25 protein-coding genes and 1 pseudogene are annotated in these 26,271 nt (G+C 71.0%); 16 read left to right on the top strand and 10 right to left on the bottom strand.

The window, feature by feature from the left end; genetic code table 11:
* Positions 1-4: 4 nt before the first annotated feature.
* From msrB to ABD858_RS25455, 4 genes are all read right to left on the bottom strand, one after another.
* The gene (msrB, locus tag ABD858_RS25470; RefSeq protein ID WP_345041680.1) at positions 5-412 is read right to left on the bottom strand and encodes a peptide-methionine (R)-S-oxide reductase MsrB; all 408 of its coding nucleotides are present in this window, start codon (positions 410-412) and stop codon (positions 5-7) included.
* A 10-nt stretch (positions 413-422) separates the two neighbouring features.
* Complete coding sequence (murC, locus tag ABD858_RS25465; protein ID WP_345041678.1) at positions 423-1,838, bottom strand: UDP-N-acetylmuramate--L-alanine ligase; 1,416 nt, start codon at positions 1,836-1,838, stop codon at positions 423-425.
* Between the two features lie 43 nt (positions 1,839-1,881).
* On the bottom strand, positions 1,882-2,349 hold the full coding sequence (locus ABD858_RS25460; RefSeq protein WP_345041676.1) for an indole-3-glycerol phosphate synthase: 468 nt from the start codon (positions 2,347-2,349) through the stop codon (positions 1,882-1,884).
* A gap of 108 nt (positions 2,350-2,457) precedes the next feature.
* Positions 2,458-3,219 (bottom strand): pyrimidine reductase family protein, encoded by a 762-nt coding sequence (locus ABD858_RS25455; RefSeq protein ID WP_345041674.1) that lies wholly within the window; start codon positions 3,217-3,219, stop codon positions 2,458-2,460.
* Between the two features lie 37 nt (positions 3,220-3,256).
* On the opposite strand from ABD858_RS25455, the gene zapE reads away from it, so the two are divergent.
* The 4 genes from zapE (at position 3,257) to ABD858_RS25435 (ending at position 7,265) form a co-directional block, all read left to right on the top strand.
* On the top strand, positions 3,257-4,348 hold the full coding sequence (gene zapE / locus ABD858_RS25450) for a cell division protein ZapE (protein WP_345041672.1): 1,092 nt from the start codon (positions 3,257-3,259) through the stop codon (positions 4,346-4,348).
* Between the two features lie 35 nt (positions 4,349-4,383).
* Positions 4,384-4,809 (top strand): OsmC family protein, encoded by a 426-nt coding sequence (locus tag ABD858_RS25445; protein ID WP_345041670.1) that lies wholly within the window; start codon positions 4,384-4,386, stop codon positions 4,807-4,809.
* A gap of 116 nt (positions 4,810-4,925) precedes the next feature.
* Positions 4,926-6,296: an alkaline phosphatase PhoX gene (locus tag ABD858_RS25440; RefSeq protein ID WP_345041668.1), complete on the top strand. Its 1,371-nt coding sequence runs from the start codon at positions 4,926-4,928 to the stop codon at positions 6,294-6,296.
* A gap of 75 nt (positions 6,297-6,371) precedes the next feature.
* Positions 6,372-7,265: a polysaccharide deacetylase family protein gene (locus ABD858_RS25435; RefSeq protein WP_345041666.1), complete on the top strand. Its 894-nt coding sequence runs from the start codon at positions 6,372-6,374 to the stop codon at positions 7,263-7,265.
* Between the two features lie 185 nt (positions 7,266-7,450).
* On the opposite strand, the gene ABD858_RS25430 is transcribed toward ABD858_RS25435, so the two are convergent.
* Complete coding sequence (locus ABD858_RS25430) at positions 7,451-8,128, bottom strand: AIM24 family protein (RefSeq protein WP_345041664.1); 678 nt, start codon at positions 8,126-8,128, stop codon at positions 7,451-7,453.
* 71 nt (positions 8,129-8,199) lie between these two features.
* On the opposite strand from ABD858_RS25430, the gene ABD858_RS25425 reads away from it, so the two are divergent.
* Positions 8,200-8,922: an aminoacyl-tRNA hydrolase gene (locus tag ABD858_RS25425; protein WP_345041661.1), complete on the top strand. Its 723-nt coding sequence runs from the start codon at positions 8,200-8,202 to the stop codon at positions 8,920-8,922.
* 19 nt (positions 8,923-8,941) lie between these two features.
* Positions 8,942-9,214 (top strand): hypothetical protein, encoded by a 273-nt coding sequence (locus tag ABD858_RS25420; RefSeq protein WP_345041659.1) that lies wholly within the window; start codon positions 8,942-8,944, stop codon positions 9,212-9,214.
* Positions 9,215-9,416: 202 nt separating this feature from the next.
* Here ABD858_RS25420 and ABD858_RS25415 read toward each other — a convergent pair whose 3' ends face one another.
* Together ABD858_RS25415 and tnpA are read right to left on the bottom strand one after the other, a co-directional pair.
* Complete coding sequence (locus tag ABD858_RS25415) at positions 9,417-10,637, bottom strand: RNA-guided endonuclease InsQ/TnpB family protein (protein WP_345041656.1); 1,221 nt, start codon at positions 10,635-10,637, stop codon at positions 9,417-9,419.
* A complete protein-coding gene (gene tnpA, locus ABD858_RS25410) occupies positions 10,634-11,056 on the bottom strand; it encodes an IS200/IS605 family transposase (RefSeq protein WP_345044844.1) in 423 nt (140 codons plus the stop codon). The genes ABD858_RS25415 and tnpA overlap by 4 nt, the downstream gene beginning before the upstream one ends.
* A 163-nt stretch (positions 11,057-11,219) precedes the next feature.
* Here tnpA and ABD858_RS25405 point away from each other — a divergent pair, with 163 nt between their 5' ends.
* The 3 genes from ABD858_RS25405 (at position 11,220) to ABD858_RS25395 (ending at position 14,686) form a co-directional block, all read left to right on the top strand.
* Entirely contained in the window at positions 11,220-12,851 is a 1,632-nt protein-coding gene (locus tag ABD858_RS25405) for an MbnB/TglH/ChrH family RiPP precursor modification enzyme (protein ID WP_345041654.1), read from the top strand.
* A 315-nt stretch (positions 12,852-13,166) separates the two neighbouring features.
* On the top strand, positions 13,167-13,883 hold the full coding sequence (locus ABD858_RS25400) for a DUF4142 domain-containing protein (protein WP_345041651.1): 717 nt from the start codon (positions 13,167-13,169) through the stop codon (positions 13,881-13,883).
* A 44-nt stretch (positions 13,884-13,927) separates the two neighbouring features.
* Positions 13,928-14,686 carry a TIGR04222 domain-containing membrane protein gene (locus tag ABD858_RS25395; protein WP_345041649.1) on the top strand — a complete coding sequence of 253 codons (759 nt, stop codon included), beginning with the start codon at positions 13,928-13,930 and terminating at the stop codon, positions 14,684-14,686.
* A gap of 227 nt (positions 14,687-14,913) precedes the next feature.
* Here ABD858_RS25395 and hemQ read toward each other — a convergent pair whose 3' ends face one another.
* Both hemQ and hemG read right to left on the bottom strand, forming a co-directional pair.
* Complete coding sequence (gene hemQ / locus ABD858_RS25390; protein WP_345041647.1) at positions 14,914-15,627, bottom strand: hydrogen peroxide-dependent heme synthase; 714 nt, start codon at positions 15,625-15,627, stop codon at positions 14,914-14,916.
* Between the two features lie 4 nt (positions 15,628-15,631).
* Entirely contained in the window at positions 15,632-17,080 is a 1,449-nt protein-coding gene (gene hemG, locus ABD858_RS25385) for a protoporphyrinogen oxidase (RefSeq protein ID WP_345041645.1), read from the bottom strand.
* A 129-nt stretch (positions 17,081-17,209) separates the two neighbouring features.
* Here hemG and ABD858_RS25380 point away from each other — a divergent pair, with 129 nt between their 5' ends.
* Together ABD858_RS25380 and ABD858_RS25375 are read left to right on the top strand one after the other, a co-directional pair.
* Complete coding sequence (locus ABD858_RS25380) at positions 17,210-18,196, top strand: DUF4349 domain-containing protein (RefSeq protein ID WP_345041642.1); 987 nt, start codon at positions 17,210-17,212, stop codon at positions 18,194-18,196.
* Positions 18,197-18,218: 22 nt separating this feature from the next.
* Positions 18,219-18,402: pseudogene (locus ABD858_RS25375) on the top strand (FAD-dependent oxidoreductase); the annotation flags it as partial.
* A 77-nt stretch (positions 18,403-18,479) separates the two neighbouring features.
* On the opposite strand, the gene hemE reads toward ABD858_RS25375, so the two are convergent.
* Positions 18,480-19,544 (bottom strand): uroporphyrinogen decarboxylase, encoded by a 1,065-nt coding sequence (hemE, locus tag ABD858_RS25370; protein WP_345041636.1) that lies wholly within the window; start codon positions 19,542-19,544, stop codon positions 18,480-18,482.
* A gap of 90 nt (positions 19,545-19,634) precedes the next feature.
* On the opposite strand from hemE, the gene ABD858_RS25365 reads away from it, so the two are divergent.
* The 5 genes from ABD858_RS25365 to ABD858_RS25345 all read left to right on the top strand — a co-directional run bounded on the left by ABD858_RS25365 (position 19,635) and on the right by ABD858_RS25345 (position 26,202).
* Positions 19,635-20,297, top strand: coding sequence for a DUF3000 domain-containing protein (locus tag ABD858_RS25365; protein WP_345041634.1), 663 nt, complete (start codon positions 19,635-19,637; stop codon positions 20,295-20,297).
* Positions 20,298-20,488: 191 nt separating this feature from the next.
* Positions 20,489-21,145 carry a LuxR C-terminal-related transcriptional regulator gene (locus ABD858_RS25360; protein ID WP_345041631.1) on the top strand — a complete coding sequence of 219 codons (657 nt, stop codon included), beginning with the start codon at positions 20,489-20,491 and terminating at the stop codon, positions 21,143-21,145.
* Between the two features lie 106 nt (positions 21,146-21,251).
* Positions 21,252-22,535 (top strand): HRDC domain-containing protein, encoded by a 1,284-nt coding sequence (locus ABD858_RS25355; protein WP_345041629.1) that lies wholly within the window; start codon positions 21,252-21,254, stop codon positions 22,533-22,535.
* 198 nt (positions 22,536-22,733) lie between these two features.
* Positions 22,734-23,972, top strand: coding sequence for a thiolase family protein (locus ABD858_RS25350; protein ID WP_345041626.1), 1,239 nt, complete (start codon positions 22,734-22,736; stop codon positions 23,970-23,972).
* Positions 23,973-24,072: 100 nt separating this feature from the next.
* Positions 24,073-26,202 carry a 3-hydroxyacyl-CoA dehydrogenase NAD-binding domain-containing protein gene (locus tag ABD858_RS25345; RefSeq protein ID WP_345041624.1) on the top strand — a complete coding sequence of 710 codons (2,130 nt, stop codon included), beginning with the start codon at positions 24,073-24,075 and terminating at the stop codon, positions 26,200-26,202.
* Positions 26,203-26,271: the final 69 nt, after the last annotated feature.

Here is a 26,271-nt window from a genome sequence, read left to right as displayed (position 1 = left end):
CGTATCAGGCCTCGTCCGGCTCCAGCCGCAGCGAGACCGAGTTGATGCAGTACCGCTGGTCCGTCGGGGTCGGATAGCCCTCACCCTCGAAGACGTGGCCCAGGTGGGAACCGCAGCGGGCGCAGCGGACCTCCGTGCGGACCATGCCCAGGGAGCGGTCCTCGATCAGTTCGACGGCGTCGGTGTCCTTCGGGTCGTAGAAGGACGGCCAGCCGCAGTGGGACTCGAACTTCGTGTCCGAGGTGAAGAGCTCCGCGCCGCAGGCGCGGCAGGAGTAGACGCCCTTCGTCCTGGTGTCCGTGTATTCACCCGTGAAGGGGCGCTCCGTGCCGGCCTCGCGCAGGACGTGGTACTCCGCCGGGGTCAGTTCCGTGCGCCACTCGTCTTCCGACTTCTCGACCTCGTACGACATCGGCCACTCCTCAGTTCGACAGGCGGGCAAGGCTGAGTTTTTGCAGGATGTGCGGGCCGAGGTCCGTGACGTCACCCGCGCCCATCGTGAGAACCAGATCACCGGGGGTGGCCATTCCCGCGATCACGTCGGGGATCGTGGCCTTGTCGTGGACGGCGGTCACGTCGGCGCCGGCCGCCACTGCCGCGTCGACGATCAGGGCGCTGGTGATGCCCGGGATCGGGTCCTCGCGGGCCGGGTAGATGTCGAGGACCACCGAGGCGTCGGCGAGGGCGAGGGCCTGGCCCATTTCGGTGCCCAGTTCCTGGGTGCGAGAGAAGAGGTGGGGCTGGAAGACGACCAGCAGGCGGGCGTCATCGGAGCCGGAGACGGCCGCGCGCATGGCCTCCAGGTCGGCGGTCATCTCGGTGGGGTGGTGCGCGTACGAGTCGATGACCTGGACGCCGGCCGCCTCGCCCTTGAGCTGGAGGCGGCGGCCCACGCCGGTGTACGCGGTGAGGGCCTGGGCCAGGTCGGCGGGGGCGATGCCGAGGCGGGCGCCGGCGGCGAGGGCGGCGGCGGCGTTGTGGGCGTAGTGGCGGCCGGGGACGGAGACGGTGAAGGTGTGCTCCGCGCCGTCGAGGGCGACGGTGACCTCGCTGGTCATGCCCTGGGGGGTGATCGCCAGGATGCGGGCGTCGGAGTCCGCGGACTCACCGACCCGGATGATGTTCAGGTCGGTGCGGCCGCCCACGCGGCGCGCGAGCTCGCGGGCGCCCTCGTGCTCACCGACGACCAGGGTGCCGCCGGCCGGGATCTTGGCGACGAAGGCCTCGAAGGATTCGTAGATCTCGTCCATCGAGGCGTAGTTGGCGTGGTGGTCCAGCTCGACGTTGAGGACGATCGCGACCTCGGGGTCGTACTTCTGGAAGCTGCGGTCGCTTTCGTCGGCCTCGGCGACGAAGATCTCGCCGTTGCCGTGCTGTGCGTTCGTACCGGGCTCGGCGAGGTCGCCGCCGATGGCGTACGACGGGTCGAGGGCCAGCTCGGTGAGGGCGACGGCCAGCATGGAGGTGGTCGTGGTCTTGCCGTGAGTACCGGCGACGGCGATGGAGCGCAGGCCGTGCATCAGGGAGGCGAGGGCGTCGGAGCGGTGCACGACGGGGACGCCCAGCTCGGCGGCGCGGGCGAGTTCGGGGTTGTCGGCGCGGATGGCGCTGGAGACGACCACGCAGGAGGCGTCGGACGCCAGGTGGTCGGCGGCGTGGCCGATGCGGACGGTGGCGCCGAGGGCACGCAGGGCCTCGGAGGTGGCGGACTCGCGGGCGTCGCTGCCGACGACCTTGGCACCGCGCTGGGTGAGGATCTTGGCGATGCCCGACATTCCGGCGCCGCCGATGCCGATGAAATGCGGCCGTTCCAGGGCGGAAGGGATGCCGGCTGCCATGCGTGTGTCTCCCCGGGTGTGACGTGATGTGCGGGGGGCCAGCCTATTCGCTGTGCGCGAAGAGCTTGAGCACCGGTACGCCGACCTTGTGGCGTGCCCGCGACGCCCAGTCCCGGTGGAAGAACTCCTCCACGAAGTGGGGCGCGGTCAGGACGATCACCTCGTCTGCGCCCACTTCCTCGACGACGGACCTCATCTTGGCGAGCGGATGGGATTCGACGATCTGGCCGACTGCTTGACTGCCCGCGGCGCGCAGGGCCTTCAGGGAGTGGTCCAGGGCGCGCCGGGCGGGCTGCCGGGCGTCCTGGCCCTCGGGTTCGTCGGCCTCGTGGACCGCCTCCCCCAGCTCTCCGAGGGCCACGTCGTCGATGGCGCGCAGCAGCCGGTCCTGGTCACCACGGGGCTGCATGAGCACGACGAAGGAGACCTGCTCCTCGCCGTGCAGGGTGGTGACGAATTCCACGTCGACGGATGTCAGGGGCTTCTCGATCATCAGAACGCTCGTGAACACGACAGGTGCCCTTCTCGTTCACGGGCCGCGACGGCCCCTGGAAACCATCCCTCTGCGAGACAAGTGTGCCCGCCGGGAGCCAACCGGAGCGACACATTCAGCCGAATGTCAGATCCGGCGGTAGCGAGTGAAGAGGAAGCCGGCCTCCTCGAGCACCGAGTCCAACGCGAATCTCTCGGGAACCGTCACGCCCGGCCCTCCGGCGATCCGCTGGGCGTCACCGGCGGTCATCGTCGGGGAGACCGTCAGGCACAGTTCGTCCAGCACCCCGGCCGCCACGAACTGCCCCAGCAGCCGCGGCCCGCCCTCGGTGAGCAGCCGGGTCATCCCGCGCTCGGCCAGCTCCCGCACGGCCCGGGCCGGGTTCACGCCGGGTCCGTCCCCCGCGACCACCACCCGCGCGCCCGCGGCCTCGGCCGCCCGGACACGGTCCGCGGGCGCCGTCGCACCGGTGAGCACCAGCGTCGGCACCAGCGGCGAGGTGAACAGCGGCAGTGAGAAGTCCAGGTCGAGGCTTGCGCTGACGACGGCGATCGCGGGCGCGGGACCCTGCCCGGCCGCGGCCCGGCGTGCGGCGAAGGCCTCGCGGGCCCGGGCCGGGCGGTAGCCCTCGAGACGGACCGTCTCGGCGCCCACCACGACCGCGTCGGCCAGCGCCCGCAGCGTGCCGAAGATCCGCATGTCGATGTCGGAGGAGATCGGCTGCGAGCGCCCTTCGTGCTGGGCCGCACCGTCGAGGGAGGAGACCATGTTGGCGCGCAGCCACGCGTCCGTCCTCGGATACGCATAGGCGTCGGCCAGCTCGTCGAGCCCCCATTCCCGGTCGCTGGTCTCGGCTGTCTGGTCGGTCACAGGGAACAGGCGTCGCATACCGTGCAGTCTGACATGGCACGTAAGGTGGAGAGCTGTGTCGTCCTCCACTGCCGCCCCCGGTCACAGCCCGATAACCACTGCGGGCCCGCTCTCGCTGTGCGCCCGCGAACCGCACGTCCCCGCCGACCGTCTGGTCGCCGAGATGGTGCCGCCGCCGCGCTTCGACGCGGTCCGCTTCGAGACGTACATGCCGGACCCGAACCAGCCCAGCCAGTCCGAGGCGGTCTCGGTGCTGAGCGCCTTCGCCGGCGGGCTCGGCGGGGCGCACGCGAGCGGCGCCGGCAAGCGCCGCTGGTTCTCGAAGAAGCCCGCGGCCCCGGTCGGACCTCGCGGCGTGTACCTGGACGGCGGCTACGGCGTCGGCAAGACCCACCTCCTCGCCTCGCTCTGGCACGCCACCCCGGCGGCGCCCGAGCACAAGGCCTTCGGCACCTTCGTCGAGCTGACCAATCTGGTGGGCGCGCTGGGCTTCCAGCAGACCGTGAAGACGCTGGGCAACCACCGGCTGCTGTGCATCGACGAATTCGAGCTGGACGACCCGGGCGACACGGTCCTGGTATCGACGCTGCTCGGCAAGCTGGTCGAAGCGGGTGTGGCACTGGCCGCCACCTCCAATACGCTGCCGGGCAAACTGGGCGAGGGGCGCTTCGCCGCGGCCGACTTCCTGCGCGAGATCCAGGGTCTGTCCGCCCACTTCCGTCCGCTCCGGATCGACGGCGAGGACTATCGCCACCGCGGCCTGCCCGAGGCACCCGCCCCGTTCACCGACGAGCAGGTCGCCAAGGCCGCGTACGCCACCCCGCGGGCCACCCTGGACGACTTCCCCGCCCTGCTGGAACACCTCGCCCGGGTCCATCCCAGCCGCTACGGCGCGCTGACGGAGGACATAGCCGCGGTCTGCCTCACCGATGTGCGGGCGGTGCCCGACCAGTCGACGGCGCTGCGGCTCGTGGTGCTGGCCGACCGGCTGTACGACCGCGAGATCCCGGTGCTCGCCTCCGGGCTGCCCTTCGACCGGCTGTTCAGCGAAGAGATGCTGAAGGGCGGCTATCGGAAGAAGTACTTCCGGGCGATCTCCCGGCTCACCGCGCTGGCGCGTGACGCAAAGGGCCTGGTGTCCCACTAGGTTGGGGGCGATACCCCCATCAGAAGGGATTCACCATGGCCACCACGCGCACCGCGCACACCGTCTGGGAAGGCGAGCTGCTCAAGGGCTCGGGCATCGTCACCTTCGACTCCTCCGGAATCGGGTCCCAGCCCGTCTCCTGGCCGTCCCGCGCCGAGCAGGCGAACGGCAAGACCAGCCCCGAGGAGCTCATCGCCGGAGCCCACTCCAGCTGCTTCTCGATGGCTCTCTCGCATGGTCTCACCGGTGCCGGCACCCCGCCGACCCGCCTGGAGACCAAGGCGGATGTCACCTTCCAGCCGGGTGAGGGCATCACCGGCATCCACCTGACCGTGCGCGGTGAGGTTCCCGGCCTCGACGAGGAGGGCTTCGTCGCGGCGGCCGAGGACGCCAAGAAGAACTGTCCGGTCAGCCAGGCGCTCGCGGGTACGACCATCACGCTGACCGCCGAACTCGCCTGACGGTTCGACGGGTCCCATGAGGCAGCGGGACCCGCATGGTTCACGTGTGGCATGGACACGTGGTACACACATGCGGGTCACGTCTCCTGTCCGCCAACAGGAAGTGGAGTTGCCTCATGTCCGCTACACGACGTCAAATCCTTGCCCGCACCGGAGCCTTGGGTGCGGGCATCGCCTTTTCCGGGGCCGTCTCCGAGATCTACGCCAGCACCGCGGCAGCCGCCGACGGACTGGGCGAGGGACCGGGTTACGGACCGCTGGTGCCCGACCCGGCCGGTCTGCTCGATCTGCCGAAAGGTTTCCGCTACCAGGTGCTCTCCCGGGAGGGCGAGCCGCTGCGCTCCGGCGAGGGCCGAGTGCCCAGCAACCACGACGGGATGGCCGCCTTCGCCGGCCGCCGGGGCCGTGTCCATCTCGTACGCAACCACGAGAACAGAGCGAGCGGCCGGATCCCGGTCCCCAGGGTCGAAGGGGTCACCTACGACCCGATGGCCGCCGGCGGCTGTACGGCCCTCGAACTCGACGGCCGGAACAACGTCCTGGGTGAACGCGTCGCCATCGCCGGCACCGCCGTCAACTGCGCGGGCGGCCCCACCCCCTGGGGCACCTGGCTGACCTGCGAGGAGACCGAGGACCGGGCCGGCACCAACGGCTACACCAAGGACCACGGCTTCATCTTCGAGGTCGACCCCGTCGATCCCCGCCGCACCGGGGCCGTACCGCTCACCGCGATGGGCCGCTTCCAGCACGAGGCGATCGCCGTCGATCCGAGGAGCGGCATCGTGTACGAGACCGAGGACGCCTTCCAGAAGCCGTTCGGGCTCTTCTACCGCTTCCTGCCCGAACGGCCGCTCGGCGGCACGGGCTCACTGCGCGCGGGCGGCGCCCTGGAGGCGATGCGGGTGCCGGGCGTGCCCGATCTCTCCGCCGTCCAGGAGACGGGCGCGAGCTTCGACGGTGTCGAGTGGGTGCCCGTACCCGATCCGATGGCGCAGCAGACGCCCATCCGGCTCCAGGACTTCGGCCCCAAGGGGATCACCCACGCCCAGAAGCTGGAGGGCTGCTACTGGGGCGGGCAGTCGGTGTACTTCGTCTCCAGCTTCGCGGTCAGCACCTCCGGCTCCGCGGGCGACCACTTCGGCCAGGTGTGGCGGTACGAGCCGCACAAGCGGCGGCTCACCCTCGTCGTGGTCTTCGGGCCGAGCACGGACATCCAGCTGCCCGGCGAGTCGCCGGACAACATCTGCCTCGCGGCCGGCGGCGGCCTGATGGTCTGCGAGGACGGCGACGGCGCCCAGCACGTCTACGGGCTGACCCGGCAGGGCGAGGTCTATCCGATGGCACGCGGGCGCCAGAACATCGGCACGCCCGAGGCGCCGGAGTGGGGCGAGTTCGCCGGGGTCACCTTCTCTCCCGACAAGGCGACGATGTACGTGAACTGCTACACCCCGGGCACCACGTTCGCGGTCACCGGCCCCTGGTGCTGACCTCGCGGGGCCCGTCGGAGCCGGGTTCCGGCGGGCCTCGCGACCGACAAGCATTTCATCGGATATTTTCCGAGCGTGATCATTCCTGCGCGAAGGCTGATCGGTGCTGCTGCTCTGGGGGCCGTTCTGGTCTCCTGCGGTTCCGGTGACGGCAACCTCCCGAAACACAGCACCGACAAGCCCTCACCCCGGTCGGCGGCTTCCGCACCCGCGTCCTCCCCTGCGCGGCCCACACGGCAGCCGGCGCCTCAGAAGCCGGCGCCGCAGCGTCCGCCGACGGTCGCGCCTGGCCCGGGCGGGCTCACCCCCGTCTTCGAGCGCGCCCATGGCGACACCGCGAAAATCGTCGCGCTCACCTTCGACGCCGACATGACGGCGGACCAGGGCCCCCGGGCGGAGCGTGGCGAACACTTCGACAACCCCGATCTGATCGCCTCGCTGCGGCGCCTCGAGGTTCCGTCGACCGTGTTCATGACCGGCCGCTGGGCCGAGGAGTACCCGGACCAGGCGCGATCCATCGGCAACGACCCGCTCTTCGAGGTCGCCAACCACTCGTACAGCCACTACGCCTTCGCGTCCCCCTGCTACGGTCTGCCGGCGCTCGACGAGGAATCCATGCGGTCCGACGTGCAGCGGGCCTTCGACGCGTTCCACAGGGCCGGAGTACGCAATGTCGCGCCGTACTTCCGCTTCCCCGGCGGCTGTTACGACGACCGGGCGCTGCGTGCCCTTGCCCCGGCCCGCGTGACGGCCGTGCAGTGGGACGTGGTCAGCGGCGACCCCTTCGAGAAAGATCCGGACGTGGTCGTCCGGCATGTGCTGGACGGAGTGAAGCCCGGCTCACTGGTGGTGATGCACTGCACCCGCAGCGCTGCCCCGGCCACCGACGAGGCGATCCAGCGGATCGTCCCCGAACTGCGCAGGCGTGGCTACCGCTTCGTGAAGGTGTCCGAACTCATCGGGCACTGAGGCTCAGCCGGAGCAGGAGGTGCGCTGCGCCTCCTGCCACCCGCACATCGGACCGAGCGTCACGCCCTCGACGCTTCCGGGTACTCGGCCGGCTCCCGGCACAGCACGCACTCGGCGTACGGAGAACCGCCGGAGCAGGCGATGTGCTCGGGCATGTCGCAGTACGACATGCCCGACGAGCGCACTCAGCCTGTGGACGCCTTCTGCGGCGTGGCCTCGCTCGGCCGTACGATCACGAAGCCCTCGCCCTGAAGCATCAGCTGGACCGCCTCGCCCGAGCCTCCGCGGATCATCGAGCCGAAGGACTGCGAGCGGTGCAGCGAGGTGTTCAGCTGGGCGCTCCAGCCGACGACCGCGTCGGTGTCGACGTAGACGGGCTGGTGCTGAGTGACGGGAATCACTATGGGGTTGCCCTCGCAGATGACGGCGAGCTTGCCCTGACCGGTGAAGACGCTGTTGAACAGACCGCCGCCGGTCATGCCGGCGCCCTTCAGCATCTTGATCTCGTACGAGAGGGTGGGGTCGAAACAGAGCACGTTGCGGCCGTTGACGGTGAGGGCGTCGCCGTGTTCGACATCGACGATGAAGCAGTTGGCGGCCTCGTGCGCGAACCACGCCTCGCCCTGGCCGCGCACCGCCATGAGCGGCAGGCCCTCGCCCGTCACCGCTCGCTTGAGCATGCCGCCTATGCCCTGACCCTTGCGTTCGAACTGGAGATTGCCGCGGTAGGCGATCATCGAACCCTGGCGAGCGAGCATTTCACCGTTGACCGCGTACTTGACCGACTTGGCGTTCTGCAGGGTCATACCGGGGGCAGTGGCCTGCTGCACCAGATACTCGGAGTCAAAAAGATCGCTTTTCATAGCGGGCATCCTGTCGCGGAAGCATTCCTTCCGCCAATATCCGTACATGGGGCGGCTGGCAAACTGGTCGGGTGAGCAGCCACAACACCCCCGACAGCGCCGAGAGCCCCTTCCGTCATGAGCGCACCGCGCGTGACGAGGCCCCGCAGTTCGTCCTCCCCCTGGTGGTCCGGATGGAGCGGGCCGCGCCCCCGGCCCGTACCGACGCACTGGAGACCGCGGCCCGGGCGGTGCTGGCGATGCTCTCCGACGAGCGTTCCCTCGGGGACGGCGAGTGGGCGCAGGCCATGAGCGACTGGCAGGACGCCCGCATCCGCAAGGTGGTGCGCCGGGCGCGCGGCGCGGAGTGGCGCCGCGCGGAAGCGCTGCCCGGCATCACGGTGACGGGCAAGTCGGCGGAGGTGCGGGTGTTCCCGCCGGTGCCCCTGGACGGCTGGCCCAAGGATCTGGTGAAGCTCCAGGTGTCGGGCACCGACCTCGACGACCCGGAAGAGCCGGCCGCACCGGACCTCTCCCAGCCCGTGCTGTGGATGAACCCCACCCTGGACATGTCCGCGGGCAAGGCGATGGCCCAGGCCGGACACGGGGCACAGCTGGCCTGGTGGGAGCTGTCGGACGAGGAGCGCGTGGCGTGGCGCGAGGCGGGCTTCCCGCTGTCGGTGCGTACGGCACCCGAAAGCCGCTGGGCGGAACTCACCGGCAGCGGGCTGCCGGTGGTGCGGGACGCCGGTTTCACGGAGATCGCCCCCGGCTCGTGCACGGTGGTCGCGGACCACGCCGCGCTGCGGGGCTGAGGCTCGAGAGGAGAAGACCGTGATCGTGTGGGTGAACGGTGCGTTCGGCAGTGGGAAGAGCACACAACCGTGGTTCCGTTGCCGTTTTGTACCGGGCGCCGACTGGGACGAGCTGCGTCCGCTGTTCGCCGCCCAGGAGGAAGCGCGGCAACAGCACTTTCCCGAGGAACTGGTTGGGCCCGTTGCCGCTGTCCGTGACCTCGGTGTGGAGCTTCGGCCCGTGCAGGGCGGTGAATCGATCCGACCTTGGATGATCTATCTCGCAGAGGGACGGGCCAGTTTTCGGCACTGACTCATCGGCGTTGTCACGTCCGGCGCGACCGCGAGCCCGGACGGCCGTCCCTCGCCGGAACCTCAGAAGAAGCTCTGGACATCCCTTCTGGTGGATTCACCATCCCGGTGCCGGGCTATCAGCCCGGCACTGAACGCGGAACACAAGGGGGACCATCGTGACTCCACCCACGACTGAAGTCGCGGGCTTCCTGTGTCGGTGGCTAGGCCGCGTCGCAGAGGACCAGCCCGGCCCTGTTGAGGACGTTCGTCGCGCCGACGTGGTCCGCGTTCGCTGCGAACCCGCACTTGACGCATTCGAACTTTGCCTGGGTGGCGCGGTTCTCCTTGGCGACGTGCCCGCATCCGCCTATCTCGGGCGGGCACGTGCGGGAGGTGTTGCGGGCGTCCACTGCGATCACTCGGCGACCGGCGCTCTCAGCCTTGTTCGCCAGGATCGTCAGGAACTGTCCCCAACCCGCGTCGAGAATACTGCGGTTGAGCCCGGCCTTGGGGGCGGCGCCGTTCGAAAGGAACGCCCCCGCGTTGTCGGGGTCGGGCTTGGGTGTGGGTGCTTTGGTCATGCCCGCGGTATTGAGCCGTTCGTGCGCGATCACGTCGTGGTCGCGGATCAGCGCGCTCGCGGTCTTGTGGTGGAAGTCGGCGCGCTGCCGCCGGATCTTGGCGTGCAGCTTGGCGACATTCCGGGCGGCGGCGCGGTGTTTCCTGGTGCGCTGCCGGGTGCGCTTGGGGAAGGCCGCGAGGTGCCGCTGAGCCTCGGCCAGCTCGCCGGTCATCGTGCCGAGGAAGCGCGGGTTGGCGACGTACTCGCCGTCCGAGGTGGTCAGGAAGTGCGTGGTGCCCATGTCGATACCGACCACGGCGCCGGTCGTCGCCAGCGGCTCGGCGGGTACGTCGTCGCAGGCGAGGACCACGTACCAGCGGTTGCCTTCGCGCCTGACGCTGATCGTCTTCACGCGGCCGTGTACGGGTCGGTGCTGGTGCACGCGGACGTGCCCGACGCCCTGGAGACGGACACGGGTCTGCGCATCGTGCGGGGTGGAGTCCCAGCGGCAGCCGTCGCCGTCCTTGGGGAAGGTGACGGTATCGAAGTGCCCGACGCCCTTGAAGCGGGGGTAGCCCGGCGTCTCGCCGTTCTTGACGCGCCGGAAGAACGCCTGGAATGCCTTGTCCAGGCGGCGCAGGGTCGCCTGCTGGGAGGTGAACGACCAGCGGCCCTGACGCTCCGGGTCGAACGCCCGGATCTCCTTGAGCTGTACGGACTGGTCCCCGTACCGGATGGTGGTCTTCGAGGCGTGCCGGTAGGCGTCCCGGCGTTCTTGCAACGCCCCGTTGTACAGCGAGCAGTGGTCACGCAGCATCTCGCCCAGCGCAACCGCCTGACGGGCCGTGGGGCGCAGGAGGAACTTGTACGCGCGGATCAAGAGCCGTCCCCCTTCTTCCAGGGGCGTTCCCACTGGGTGTCGATGTACCGCTGCACCGTCTCGGCGCTCACCGCGCCGACCGAGGCCGCGAAGTACCACGACGACCACAGCGTCGGCAGCTTCGACCGCAGGTGCGGGAACTCCTCTCGCAGGACGCGGGACGTGAAGCCCTTGAACTGGTTCGCGACGTACGAGGCCGATGACTTCGGGTCATGCTTGACGAACAGGTGGACGTGGTCGGGCATCACTTCGAGCGCCACGATCTCCCACCCCCGTTCATCGGCCTTGGCCCGGATCAGTTCCTCAAGGCGTGACGCGACCCGTCCACCGAACACCGGACGGCGATACTTCGGGCACCACACCACGTGCAGCCCGAGGTCGTACACGCCGCCGGAGAACCGGCGAACCTTCCCGGTCACCACCACGCAACGAACATACAAACGGCATCTGTAGATAAATCCCCTGGCCCCTGAACCTCACACGTACGTGTGAGGTGGCCGCCCCGGCTACGCCGGGCCGCCCCAAAGGGGCCTTCGATTCCCCCCACCGGCTGAAGCCGGTGGTCCCCTCGAAGGAGATCTGATGGAGCGCCTAGGGATCGGTATCGGCTGGCGACCGGAGATAGCCGACGCGATCGAGCGTCTGCCGGGCATCGACTGGGTCGAGACGGTCGCGGAGAACGTCTGCCCCGGCCATGTGCCCGACTCCCTGCTGCGGTTGCGCGAGCGCGGTATCACCGTCGTCCCGCACGGGGTGTCGCTGGGCCTCGGCGGGGCCGAGCGCCCCGACGCCGGGCGGCTCGCCGACCTCGCGGCACGTGCCGAGGCCCTCGGCTCGCCGCTCGTCACCGAGCACATCGCCTTCGTACGGGCCGCAGGGCCGCTGTCGTCCCCCAAGCTCCCGGCTCCTCCCCCATCGCCCCGCCTGGAGGCCGGGCACCTGCTGCCGGTGCCGCGCACCTGGGACGCGCTCCATGTGCTGTGCGAGAACGTGCGGATCGCCCAGGACGCCTTGCCCGTGCCGCTGGCCCTGGAGAACATCGCGGCGCTGATCTCCTGGCCGGACGAGGAACTGACCGAGGGCCGGTTCCTCGCGGAGCTGGTGGAGCGGACCGGGGTACGGCTGCTCGTCGACGTGGCGAACCTCCACACCAACCACGTCAACCGCGGCGAGGACCCGGCAAAGGCACTGAGCGAGTTGCCGTTGGAGGCCATCGCGTACGTCCATGTCGCCGGCGGCGTGGAGAGGAACGGCGTCTGGCACGACACGCACGCGCACCCCGTCCCCCGCTCCGTCCTGGACATACTGGCCGAGCTGCGCTCCCGTATCGACCCGCCGGGCGTGCTGCTGGAGCGGGACGACGACTTCCCGCCGGAGGCGGCGCTGTCGGCGGAACTGGACGCGATACGTACGACGCTCACGCCTCCCGGCGCCCGGACGGGCACGGACACGACTGCGAGGGCCGGTGCCCTCGCAGCCGTGTCCGGCGGCCGGACGGTCGCCCACGCCCCGCACGGCACGGCAACGCGGCCCGGCGCGGCGGGCGACGACGCCTCACGCGGTCAAGCCCAGGCAGGGGCGTGGGCCGCCGGGCACCTGCCGGTTTCGGACGCTGCGGTGACCGTCTCCGCGCCGGGACACGCGGCTGCGCAGACGGTCACGCGGACCGCGCCGCCGTCCGTCCCCATGGCGGCGACACCCGTGACCGGCGGAGCCGACGCCGTTGCAAGCGCTCCCGCGGCCGCGTGGTCGGCCGAGTTGCCGCACGGCGGGGACGGCACCGCGCCGGACGACGCGCGTGCGCGGCTCGCGCTCGCGCAGGCCGCGTTGTTGTCCGCCCTTGTGGCCGGCGCCCCCGCGCCCGAGGGCTTCGACAGCGCGCGGCTGGGCGTGCAGATCCGTGCCCTCGCCGCCAAGCGGGCGAGTGTCGTCGCGAAGGTGGCGCCCGAGCTGCCGCAGATCCTCGGTGACGGCTACCGGCCGGCCTTCCTCGCCTATGCCAAGGCCCGCCCCCTGACGGGCGGTTACCGGCGCGACGCGCTGGACTTCGCCGAGCATCTGCTCGTCGCGGGCCGGCCCGAGGACCGCGTGGCACGGCGCCGTCTGACGCTGTGGTGGGAAGAGCGTGCCGCGCCCCGTCCGCCGGGCCGGGCGGCACGCATCGTCCGCGCCGCCCGTGCCGCGCTCACCGGGCTCGCCGGGCTCGGGAGGTGAGCCCGCGATGAACATCGTCGCGCTGCTCGTCGATCTCGCACTCGGTGCCTCGTGCGTGATGCTCGCCGTGGGGGTGGCCGGCGCCCGGAGCCGGCCGGTTCCGGCGGGTCGGTGCACGTCGTCATGGGGGCGGCGTTGCTGCGGCGAGAGCTCAGGCGGCTCCAGTTGCGGCGGCAGTACCGGCAGTTGACGAATCGTCTTCGGAGAAACGCGTCAACCTACCAGCCTCCGGCCTGTCCCCACCGCCGACTTCACCGAACCGCCTCCGTGATCAGCGTGTGACGCACTACCGTGCCGGGCGCATCGGGAGGCAACATGCGTACCGTCATATCCGGCACCGGTCTGATCGTCGTCGCCCTGGCGGCGACCCTCGTCGCGCTCGTCTTTCCCGTGTGGTCGTACGCCGACCGCTCGGGCACCGGACAGGCCAAGCTCGACGCCGCTTCCGTACCGACCCGTTGGGGGCCGCTGTCGGCGGCCGACCGGGACTTCCTCGTGCGCGTCAAGAGGGCGGGCCTGTGGGAGCTTCCCGCCGGCCAGCAGGCCATCGAACGCGCCCCCACACGCGCCGTGGTCGAGGCGGGCGAGCACCTCGTCGAGGGTCACACCTTCCTCGACGCGCGCGTACGGGAGGTCGCGGCACAGCTGGGCATGGAGCTGCCCAGTCAGCCGACCGAGGAACAGCAGGGCTGGCTGCGGGAGTTCACCGAGGCACGGGGCGCGGAGTACGAGTGGAAGTTCGCGAACATCCTCCGGCGGGCCCATGGCAAGGTCTTCGCCCTCGTCGCGCAGATCCGCGACAGCACGCGCAACTCCCTGGTCCGCCGGCTGGCCGAGGACGCGAACACGACCGTCCTGGACCACATCACGATGCTGGAGGCCACCGGCCAGGTGGACTTCGACGCCATCGCCGCGAACTCGCCCGGCACGCCGCCCCCTTCGCCGGTCAGCCCGCCCGGCGGCGGCTTTCCGCTGCCTCCGCCCGCCACCCGCCCCAAGGAACAGACCGGTCCCAGCAGTCCCACATCATGAAATGACGATGGCGCACACATGAACCCATCGCGTAAAACTCGGCCATGCTCTGGGTGCTCTTTCTGCTGCTGGCATGCGCCATCGCCCTGCTCTCCTGCGGCCGGCTCTGCCTCGCCGCCGTCGAAGCGGCCCGCCCGCTGCCCGAGTCGGCGTCCGCCGACTCCCTGTCGCTCTACGAGGCGGCCTTCCTGTCCGGCGGTCCGTACCGGGTCACCGATCTGACGCTGGTGTCGATGCACCGCGCCCGCCGGCTGCTGCTCGCGCACACCGGCTGGGCCACCGTCGTCGATCCCGAGGGGCAGGACGAGCTGGAACGTTCCGTGATCGGCGCGATAGGCCCCTCGGGCCAGTCCCGTACGGCGGCGATACGTTCCGCCACGGCGGCCGCCGACGCCGTGCGCGCGCTGGCCGACCGGCTGACCGCCGCGGGCCTCGCCGTGCCCGAGCCGGTCCGCTCGGGTGTGGACTCCGCGATACGGACCGTATGGGCGGCCGCCCTGCTGGTGGTGGCGCTGGGCGCGGGCGCCCTGCTGATGCCGGGTCATGGACCGGACGACCGTGGGCTGGTGGCGGCCTGGTTCGGGCTGCCGCTGGTCCTCGTCGTGGGCTGCCTGATCATCGCCCGTATCGAGGTGTACGCCTACACGCGTTGGGCCTCTCCGGCCGGTCAGCGGCTGCTCCGGGCGCTCTCCCCGAGCAGCGGCTCGCTCACCGCCGTGGCGGTGCACGGCGTGGCGGCCGTCGAGGATCCCGCACTGCGTACGGCCCTTACGGGCGGCAGGCCGGTGCACCGGGGTGACTGACCCCCGCGCACCGGCCTGCCGCACGGCCGGACGACCCGGTGACACTGGACGAGCGCCTTGCGGCGGTCGTCTGAACTTCCGGGTCGTGGCCGCGTGCCTGCAGGTCGCTCAGGCGAGCCCGGCGACCAGGTCGGCGAGGGACTTCCGCCGGCCGGTGCTGCATCTCCCGGGGGACGCCGGGCCCAATTGCGGCTGCGCCGCGGGCCGGACCCCCGGCAGACGTCTGGTCAGGCGAGACCGGCGACCAATTCTGCAACAGACTTTCGCCGACCGGTGAAGAACGGCACCTCTTCCCGTACGTGCATCCGGGCCTCGGAGGCACGCAGATGGCGCATCAGGTCGACGATGCGGTGCAGCTCGTCGGCCTCGAAGGCCAGAATCCACTCGTAGTCGCCGAGCGAGAAGGACGCGACGGTGTTGGCGCGCACGTCAGGATAGCCGCGGGCCATCTTGCCGTGGTCGGCGAGCATCCGGCGACGGTCCTCGTCCGGCAGCAGGTACCAGTCGTACGAGCGCACGAACGGGTACACGCTGACGTAGTCGCGCGGCGTCTCGTCGGCCAGGAAGGCCGGGATGTGCGAGCGGTTGAACTCGGCGGGACGGTGCAGCGCCATGTTCGACCAGACCGGCTCCATCGCGCGCCCCAGCTCGGTGCGGCGGAAGAGGTTGTACGCCTCCTGAAGCTGGTCGGCGGTCTCCGCGTGCCACCAGATCATCAGGTCGGCGTCGGCCCGCAGCCCGGACAGGTCGTACGTGCCGCGCACGGTGACGTCCTTGGCGGCAAGCTGGTCGAACAGCTCCTGGACCTCGTCGGCGTAGCCGGCCCGATCCTCGGGAAGCACATCGCGCAGCTTGAAGACGGACCACAGCGTGTAGCGGATGACCTCGTTGAGGTCCTTGGCCTTCTTGCCGGCATTCGGGATCTTATGTGGAGCAGTCATGCGGCTATTGTCCCGCGCCCCGGTTCGTGCCCGGCGCCGGGGTCCCCGTCCGCAGGCTCTCCACGATCTCGTCCGCGGCCCGCCGCCCGCTCGCCACGCACGCCGGGATGCCCACCCCGTCGTACGCGGCGCCGCACACCCGCAGGCCGGGCAGCTCGGCGAGCTGCTCGCGCACCCGGGCGACCCGGTCCAGATGGCCCACCGGGTACTGCGGCAGCCCACCCATCCAGCGGGTCACCTCGGTGGCCACGGGCTTCGCCGCCAGCCCGGCCGCCTCGCCCAGATCGCGCAGCGACACCTCGACCAGGTCGGCGTCGTCGTCGTGGAGCCGCTCCTCCTCGCCGTAACGGCCGATGGAGGTACGCAGCACGAAGAGATCCGGTGCCGCGGCGTCGTTCCAGGCCCACTTGCGGGTGGAGAAGGTGGACGCCTTGATGGTCCGTCCGTCCACCGGCGGTACGAGGAAGCCGGAGCGCCCGCTGAATCCGGGCAGCCCCTCCAGGTCCCGGCGGCGGAAGGCCATGGTCACCAGGGCCATGGAGGCGTACTCGACCTCGGACAGCTCGGCGGACGCCGCCGGCGACGCGGCGGCGAGCAGCTGCGAAGCCGGACGGGCCGGCGTGGCCAGCACCACACCGTCCGCGGTGAGCACCCGGTCCCGGGTACGCACCTGCCAGCCCTCGGCGGTACGGGTCAGCTCGCTCACCGGCGCGTCGAGCAGGATCTCTCCGCCCCTGGCCCGCACGGCGTCGGCGACGGCCCCGGGCAGTACTCCCATGCCGCCCTCGATGCCCATGAAGACGGGTCCCGTCCGCTGCTGTGCGGCGGCCTCCTCCTGGACCTCGCGGACGCCGTCGAGCAGCGAGTCATGGGCCTTGACCGCCTCGAAGAGCCTCGGCGTCGCGGCCCGCATCGAGATCCGGTAGGCATCCCCCGCGTACACCCCGCCCAGCAGCGGCTCCACCAGCCGGTCGACGACCTCGCGGCCGAGCCGTTCCGCCACGTAGGCGCCGATCGCGACATCGTCGCCGACCGGTGTGGGCTCCAGGACGCGGTCCTGGCCGGCCCGCTCGAGTCCTTCCGGGGAGAGCACCGAGGCGAGCGCCTGCGGATCGCCGGGTACGCCCATCACATGCCCGGCGGGCATCGGGGTCAGCGCACCCCGGTTCCACAGGGCGGCGGCCGTCGTGACGGGCGCCTGGAGCCGTCCGTCCAGCCCGACCGCCCGCGCCAGGTCGATCGCCTCCGGCCGGCGGGCGAGCATCGACTCGGCGCCCAGATCGACCGGCATGCCCGCGATCTCGCCCGCGTACAGCTTGCCGCCGACGCGCCCCGACGCCTCGAGCACGGTCACCCACGCGCCCGCTTCGAGGAGGCGGTGGGCCGCCGCCAGACCGGAGATGCCGCCCCCGATGACGACGACATGACGTGTGCGTGTGTCCGCGGTGTTCATGGGTCCACTCTCTCAGAGCCCTTTCCGAGTCCTGACCGTGACCGGTTCGGAACCGCAGAAGGGCAACCCGGACTCAGGCCTCACACGTCGAACCGGCAACATCCATCACCATCCTTGGGGGGACCGATGATGCGTGCAGTACGCACGTCCCGGCGCGGGCCGAGGACGGCTCTCGCGGCCGTCCTGCTCACCGCGACGCTGGCGATCGCCGGCTGCGGCGCGAACGACGTCGGCAGCGAGAAGTCGTTGACCGACGGCTCGGCGGCCGACAGCAAAGGGGGAAGCGGCGCCCACGGTGCTCCTCCGGCGGGTGAAAGGCAGGCGCCGCAGCCGGGCGACGGCGCCGCGCGGGCGCAGAAGCCCGTCAAGGTCGCGCCCCAGCTCATCCGTACCGCCGAGATCAGCGTGCAGGTCGACGACGCGTCGAAGGCGCTCGCCAAGGCCCGTACGGTCGCCCTGAGCGCCGGCGGCTTCGTCGGCAACGAGTCCACCGAGCGCGACGACGAGGGCCATGTCGCCTCGACCGTCGTGCTGCGCGTCCCGCAGGACCAGTACGACAGCGTCCTCGCAAAGCTCTCCGGGACCGGCAAGTTGCTGTCCCGTAGCTCGGAGGCCAAGGACGTCACCGACCAGGTCGTCGACGTGGACAGCCGGGTCAGGACGCAGCGGGCCAGCGTGGCGCGCGTCCAGGAGATGATGGGCCGGGCCACGAAGCTGAGCGATGTGGTGACACTCGAGGGCGAACTGAGCAGGCGTCAGGCGGAGCTCGAGGCGCTGCTCGCCCAGCAGGCGTCGCTCAAGGACCGCACCGGCATGGCCACGATCAGCCTCGCCCTCTCCGAGACCGAGCCGCTCGCCGAGGAGACCGAGGGCGACCCCGGCTTCCTCGACGCGCTCGGCGGCGGCTGGGACGCCTTCCTCACCACCGTGAAGTGGATCGCGGTGGTGCTCGGCGCGGTACTGCCGTTCGCCGCGGCGCTGGCGCTGCTGTTCGCCCTGTGGCGGCTGCTGGTACGCCCCCGGCTGCCGAAGCGCACCGCGCCCGTCCCCGCGCAGGCGAATCCCGGGAATCCCGGGCTGCCCCGTTACGTACCTACCGAGGAGGAGCAGGACTGACCCGACGGCGGAGGGACGCGGCATGGCGGCGGAGCGACTGGTGGTCATCGGCGGTGACGCGGCGGGGATGTCCGCCGCGTCCCAGGCCCGCAGACTGAAGGGCCCTGACGAGCTGGAGATCGTCGCCTTCGGGCGGGGCCACTTCTCGTCGTTCTCCGCGTGCGGCATCCCGTACATGGGTCGGCGGCGAGGTCACCGAGCGGAACGCCACGCCCGGCCGGCCGGTGTGTCCGCCCGCGATCGCCGGACGGGCCCGCATTGAGCCCGTCCGGCCTGACAGGGACTAGCGGGCCGTCTGTGTGTGGACGTACTCCACGAGACGGGTCAGGGCGTCGGGGTTCGTCGTCGGCAGGACGCCGTGGCCGAGGTTGAAGACGTGGCCCTCCAGACCCGCCGCCGCGTCCAGGATCTCGCGGGTCTTGGCCTCGATCGCCTCGGGGGTGGAGAAGAGAACGGCCGGGTCGAGGTTGCCCTGGAGCGCCTTGCCGGGACCGACGCGGCGGGCCGCCTCGTCCAGCGGGACACGCCAGTCGACGCCGACGACGTCCGCGCCGGCCTCGCCCATGAGGCCGAGGAGCTCACCGGTGCCGACGCCGAAGTGGATGCGCGGGACGCCGTACGAGGCCACCGCGTCGAAGACCTTCGCGGAGGCCGGCATGACGGACCGCCGGTAGTCCGCGGGGGCGAGCGCGCCGACCCAGGAGTCGAAGAGCTGCACCGCGGATGCGCCGGCCTCGATCTGGACCTTGAGGAAGGCGGCGGTGATGCCGGCGAGCCGGTCGAGCAGGTCGGCCCACAGCTGCGGGTCGCCGTACATCAGCGCCTTGGTGTGCTCGTGGTTGCGCGACGGCCCGCCCTCGACGAGGTAGCTGGCGAGGGTGAAGGGCGCGCCGGCGAAGCCGATGAGCGGCGTGCTGCCGAGTTCGGCGGTGAGCATGCCGATGGCCTCGGTGACGTACGAGATGTCCTCGGGCGTCAGATCGCGCAGCCGCTCCAGGTCGGCGCGGCGACGGATCGGCTCGGCGACGACGGGGCCGACGCCCGGCTTGATGTCGAGGTCGATGCCGATGGCCTTGAGCGGTACGACGATGTCGCTGAAGTAGATCGCGGCGTCGACCTTGTGACGGCGCACGGGCTGGAGCGTGATCTCGGTGACCAGTTCGGGCCGCATGCAGGACTCGAGCATGGGGATGCCCTCGCGCACCTTGAGGTACTCCGGCAGCGAACGGCCGGCCTGCCGCATGAACCAGACGGGCGTGTGCGGCACCGGTTCCCGCCGGCACGCCTTCAGGAAGGCGGAATTGTACGTCTTCGTCTGCTGGCCCGAAGGGCAGTCGTTGGCACTCACGTCACGAATCTTCGCATGTGTGCCGCGGAGGTGGGCGCGGCCAGGGTGTCCTCCCTGCGCGCGGGCCCGCTTCCGCCTACTCTTCCCCGCATGGCTGCGGCTCAGGGACAAACATCTGATGGCGCCGATGGCGCGAACGGCAGCGTGGACGGCACAGAGGCGAGTTCCGTCCCGCTGCCGTTCCGCCATGCCGTCGACGCGTTGCTCTCGGCGCGGCTTCGGCCCGAGGTGGAGACCGAGCGGACCCGCCCACCACAGCGGCTGGCCCCGCACGCTTACGCCATGGAGGCGGCAGTCGTCAAGGACGGGGAGGAGTTGGCGGACGGCCGTCTGGTGCTGCTGTACGACCCGGCGGGGCACGAGGCCTGGCAGGGCAGGTTCCGGCTGGTCACGCTCGTACGGGCGGAGCTGGAGCCGGAGATGGCGACGGACCCGCTGCTGCCGGAGGTCTGCTGGTCCTGGCTGACGGGGGCACACGAGGCGCGGGGGCTGACGTGCGGCGAGGCGAGCGGTACGGTCACGCGCGCCGGCTCGTACTACTTCGGCGGGCTGGCGGAGCGCATGTCCTCGACGCAGATCGAGATCCGGGCGTCCTGGACACCGCGCGAGGGGCTCGGCGGGGTGCCGGACACGGCCGCGCATCTGGCGGCCTGGTGCGATCTGCTGTGCCAGGTCGCGGGGTTGCCGCCGTCCGGAGCGGTGGACAGCGGAGTGGTGTCGCTGCCGCAGCGGCGCGGCCCTCGGGCGCCGTGACGCTCCTTCACGAGCGCTTCTGTCTTCGGATGATCGATCGCGCGTCCGAATTGCCTGAATTGTTACTCACCAAATCGTGATCTTTCCCTAAAGGGACACCGGTTTACTGCCGAAGAGTCAGTGACCCTACCCATACGGTCCGCCCGCTTCTCCCCGAGCCGGCCCGTCCCGTAACTCCCCCAGGAGGCCTGGTGTCCGTTCTCCTCGAGCAGCCCGCAAGCCTGGTCGCCTACCGCCCGAACAAGCCGACCGCCATGGTCGTCGTGGCCGACCCGCGCGTCCGCTCCACCGTCACCCGCCATCTGTGGGCCCTCGGAGTGCGTGACGTCATCGAGGCGTCGTCCATGGCGGAGGCCCGTCCCCGCATCGGCAACCCTCGCGACATCTGCGTTGCCGACGTCCACCTGCCCGACGGCTCCGGACTGACCCTGCTGTCCGAGACCCGCGCCGCCGGCTGGCCCAACGGCCTCGCCCTCTCTGCCGCCGACGACATCGGCGCCGTCCGCAATGCCCTCGCCGGCGGGGTCAAGGGTTATGTCGTCACCGGTACGCGTACGAACATCGGGCACCCCACCCGCCCCGGCGCCGCCCCCATCGGCGCCGCCCGGCTGCACCGCCGTCCCCCCGGCACCCCGAGCCACCCCGGCGGCTACCGCGAGCTGTCCGGCCGGGAGGTGGAGGTGCTGCGGCTGGTGGCCGAGGGCCAGTCGAACAAGGCCATCGGCGTCTCCATGGGTCTGTCCGCCCTCACCGTGAAGAGCCATCTGGCGCGTATCGCCCGCAAGCTCGGCACCGGCGACCGTGCCGGAATGGTGGCCGTCGCCCTCCGTACCGGGATCATCCACTGACCCGGGGGGCCGGGGGACCTCCCGGAAATAGATGACTGAGACGCGGGCGCCCGCCGACGGAACGTTCCGTCGGCGGGCGCCGCTCACACACAGATACTCTTGACAGGTGACCGACGCCCAAGAGACCGCAGCAGAGACAGCACTGCGCACCACCGGGGGCGGCCCCCCGGACGACGGCGTCGCAGTCGATGGGGTGCCGATTCCCTTGCTGGAGCCCCGCGAGGGCATCCCGCCGGTGGTGGCCACCCAGGAAGCCCTCGACGAGGTGATCGCCGCGTTCGCCGCCGGCACCGGCCCGGTGGCCGTGGACGCCGAGCGGGCCTCCGGCTACCGCTACGGACAGAAGGCCTACCTCGTCCAGCTGCGCCGCGAGGGCGCGGGCAGCGCCCTGATCGACCCGGTGGGCTGCCCCGACCTCTCCGGACTGGGCGCCGTGCTCGCGGACACCGAATGGATCCTCCACGCGGCCACCCAGGACCTGCCCTGCCTGCGTGAGATAGGCATGATCCCGAACCGGCTGTTCGACACGGAACTGGCCGGACGACTGGCCGGCTTCCCCCGAGTCGGCCTCGGCGCCATGGTCGAGTCCGTTCTCGGCTACGCGCTGGAGAAGGGGCACTCCGCCGTCGACTGGTCGACCCGGCCGCTGCCCGAGCCGTGGCTGCGCTATGCCGCGCTCGACGTGGAGCTGCTCGTCGACCTGCGGGACGCGCTGGAGAAGGAGCTCGACCGGCAGGGCAAGCTGGAGTGGGCCCGGCAGGAGTTCGCCGCGATCGCCGAAGCCCCGCCCGCCCCGCCACGCAAGGACCCCTGGCGGCGTACGTCGGGAATGCACAAGGTCCGCAGACGCCGGCAGATGGCCGTCGTACGGGAACTGTGGACCGCTCGCGACCGGATCGCCCAGCGCCGCGACGTCTCGCCCGGCAAGGTGCTCAGCGACGCGGCCATCATCGAGGCCGCGCTCGCCCTGCCGCCGAACGTGCACGCTCTGGGCGAGCTGCCCGGTTTCGGCGGCCGGGCGGGCCGCCGCCAGCTGGAGCAGTGGCAGGCCGCGGTCGACCGTGCCAAGGCCCTGCCGGAATCCGAGCTGCCCCAGCCGGGCCAGCCGGTCACCGGACCGCCTCCGCCGCGCGCCTGGGCGGACAAGGACCCGGTCGCGGCGGCACGGCTCTCCGCGGCGCGTACGGCCGTCTCGGCGCTGGCGGAACAGCTGAACATGCCCCAGGAGAACCTGATCACTCCGGACACCGTCCGCCGGATCTGCTGGGAGCCGCCGAAGCCCGCCACGCCCGAAACGGTGGGCGCGGCGCTCGCGGCCCTGGGCGCCCGCGCCTGGCAGATCAAGCTGGTCGGCCCCCTGCTGGCCAAGGCCCTGACGGCCTCCGCGTGACCCGACCCCCGGCCTCGAGGCCGGGGGTCTCTTCTGTACCCGGAACGTCCCCCGCGCCGGGCCGGCGGGTGTGACGTTCACCGCTCCCGGCGAGGGGACTGGGCAGCTTGGTTACTCGCAAGTAGCATGACGGTGTGCGGCGCGCCCCCGGGGCGTGCTCCGCAGCAGTGCCATCCCGCACCCTGGAGGAGAGCCATCGTGCCTCGTACCGTCAGGGACGTCGTCTTCGTCGACGGCGTCCGCACCCCGTTCGGCAAGGCGGGCCCGAAGGGCATCTACCACGAGACCCGCGCCGACGACCTTGTCGTGAAGGCGATCCGGGAGCTGCTGCGCCGCAACCCGGACCTCGACCCCAAGAAGGTCGACGAGGTCGCCATCGCCGCGACCACGCAGATCGGTGACCAGGGCCTGACCATCGGCCGGACCGCGGGCATCCTCGCGGGCCTCCCGCAGTCCGTCCCCGGGTACTCGATCGACCGCATGTGCGCCGGTGCCCTGACGGCCGTGACCACGGTCGCGGGCAGCGTGGCCTTCGGCGCGTACGACGTCGCCATCGCCGGTGGTGTCGAGCACATGGGCCGCCACCCGATGGGCGAGGGCGTCGACCCGAACCCGCGCTTCGTGAGCGAGAAGCTGGTCGACGAGTCGGCCCTGTTCATGGGCATGACGGCGGAGAACCTGCACGACCGCTACCCGAGCATCACCAAGCAGCGGGCCGACGAGTACGCCGTGCGCTCGCAGGAGAAGGCCGCCAAGGCGTACGCCGACGGCAAGATCCAGCAGGACCTGGTGCCGATCGCCGTCCGCCGTACCACTGTGCCCGACAGCGGCTCCGCCGCGGGCTCGGCGGGCGAGACCGGCTGGGGTCTGGTCACCGCCGACGAGCCGATGCGCCCGGGTACGACCCTGGAGAACCTGGCGAACCTCAAGACGCCGTTCCGCGTCCACGGGCGCGTCACCGCCGGCAACGCCGCGGGCCTGAACGACGGCGCCACCGCCTCGATCATCGCCTCCGAGGACTTCGCCCGCGAGAACAACCTCCCGGTCAAGATGCGCCTGGTCTCGTACGCCTTCGTGGGCGTCGAGCCCGAGGTCATGGGCTACGGCCCGATCCCGGCGACCGAGAAGGCGCTCGCCCAGGCCGGTCTGTCCATCGAGGACATCGGCCTGTTCGAGATCAACGAGGCATTCGCCGTGCAGGTCCTGGCCTTCCTGGAGCACTACGGCATCGCCGACGACGACGCCCGCGTCAACCAGTACGGCGGCGCCATCGCGTACGGCCACCCGCTGGCCTCCTCCGGCGTCCGTCTGATGACGCAGCTGGCCCGCCAGTTCGAGGAGCAGCCCGAGGTCCGCTACGGCCTCACCACCATGTGCGTCGGCTTCGGCATGGGCGCCACGGTCATCTGGGAGAACCCCCACTGGGAGGGCAAGTGAGCGAGCGGAGCGAGCGAACAATGGAAAGGTGCAACACGTGCTGGGGGTACCTCCCGGCCGAAGGCCGGGAGCGCTCGACCGAGCGAAGCGAGGGAGTGGCATGAGCACCACCGCTGAGCTTCTGAAGGGCGCGGCCGAGCTCTTCCCGGACGAGGTCGTCACGCAGGCGCACGTCCGCCACCTCGATCTGCCGTACGGCGCGGGCAGGTTCGCCCTCATCACGCTGGACAACGGCTTCGACCACACCAAGCCGACCACCTTCGGCCCGCAGTCGCTGGCGAACCTCGACGCCGCCATCGACCAGGTCGAGAAGGAGGCCGCCGAGGGCGCGATCGTCGGCGTCGGAATCACCGGCAAGCCGTTCGTCTTCGCGGTCGGCGCCGACCTCAAGGGCGTCGAGCTCCTGAAGAGGCGCGAGGAGGCCCTGGCCATCGGCAAGGGCGGCCACGACGTCTTCAAGCGGCTGTCCGGGCTGGCCGTTCCCACCTTCGCCTACTACAACGGCGCGGCGATGGGCGGCGGTGTCGAGGTCGGTCTGCACTGCACGTACCGCACCGTCTCGAAGGCCCTGCCGGCCTTCTCGCTGCCCGAGGTCTTCCTGGGCCTGGTCCCGGGCTGGGGCGGCTGCACGATCCTGCCGAACCTGATCGGCGCGGAGAAGGCGGTCTCGGTCGTCATCGAGAACTCGCTGAACCAGAACAAGCAGCTGAAGGGCTCCCAGGTCTTCGAGCTCGGCATCGCGGACGCGATCTTCGAGGGTGCGGACTTCCTGGAGCAGTCCCTGCTGTGGACCGCTCGCGTGCTGCAGGGCGAGACCGAGGTCGTACGGGCCGAGGTGGACCGCGGCGAGGCCTGGGACCAGGCCGTCGCCCGCGGCCGGTTCATCGCCGACTCCAAGGTGCACGGCGCGGCCCCGGCCGCATACCGCGCGCTGGACATCATCGAGGCGGCCAAGGACGGCGACCTGCAGAAAGGCTTCGACGCGGAAGACGTGACACTCGCCGACCTCATCATGGGCGGCGAACTGCGCTCCGGTATCTACGCCTTCAACCTGGTGCAGAAGCGCGCCAAGCGCCCGGCCGGCGCCCCGGACAAGTCCCTTGCCCGGCCCGTCACCAAGGTCGGCGTCGTCGGCGCGGGGCTCATGGCCTCCCAGCTGGCGCTGCTGTTCCTGCGCCGCCTGGAGGTGCCGGTGGTTCTCACCGACATCGACCAGGAGCGTGTCGACAAGGGCGTGGGCTACGTCCACGGCGAGATCGAGAAGCTGCTCGGCAAGGGCCGCATCGACCAGGACAAGGCCAACCGCCTCAAGGCCCTGGTGACCGGTGTGCTCGACAAGGCCGAGGGCTTCGCGGACGCGGACTTCGTCATCGAGGCCGTGTTCGAGGAGATGACGGTCAAGCAGAAGGTGTTCGCCGAGGTCGAGGCGGTCGCCCCGGCGCACGCGATCCTCGCCACCAACACCTCCTCGCTGTCGGTCTCCGAGATGGCCTCGAAGCTGCAGCACCCGGAGCGCGTGGTCGGCTTCCACTTCTTCAACCCGGTCGCGGTCCTCCCGCTGCTGGAGATCGTCCGCGGCGAGCAGACCGACGACGCGTCGCTGGCCACGGCCTTCGCCGTCGCCAAGAAACTGAAGAAAACCGCGGTCCTCACCAAGGACGCCCCGGCGTTCGTCGTGAACCGCATCCTGACCCGCTTCATGGGCGAGATCCAGAACGTCATCGACGAGGGCACCCCGGTCCAGGTGGCCGAGAAGGCCGTCGAGCCGCTCGGTCTGCCGATGTCGCCGCTGGTGCTGCTGGAGCTCGTCGGCCCGGCCATCGGCCTGCACGTGTCCGAGACCCTCAACCGCGCCTTCCCGGAGCGTTTCAAGGTCTCCCCCAACCTGAAGGCCGTCGTCGAGGCCGGAAAGCGCGGCTTCTACGTGTACGACTCCGGCAAGCCGGAGCTGGACCCGGAGGTCGCCGCCCTACTGGAGCAGGGCGACGTCGTCCTGACCGAGGAGCAGGTGCGGGCCCGCGTCCTGGACGCGGTCGCGCAGGAGATCGGTCTGATGCTGGAGGAGGGTGTCGTGGCCGAGGCCCAGGACATCGACCTCTGCCTGATCACCGGTGCCGGCTGGCCCTTCCACCTGGGCGGCATCACGCCGTACCTGGACCGTGAGGGTGTCTCCGAGCGCGTGAACGGCAAGAGGTTCCTGGCGCAGGGCGTGGCGAGCGTCCCGGCGTAACGCCCACGCGGCGATGTGCGGCTGCCCCGGCTCCGATGCAGAGCCGGGGCAGCCGCGGTTCCGTACGAC

The sequence above is a fragment of the Streptomyces sannanensis genome, assembly GCF_039536205.1.
Taxonomy (GTDB): domain Bacteria; phylum Actinomycetota; class Actinomycetes; order Streptomycetales; family Streptomycetaceae; genus Streptomyces; species Streptomyces sannanensis.
The sequence above is the reverse complement of the archived record's forward strand: the minus strand, read 5'-3'. Positions and strand labels throughout refer to the sequence as shown.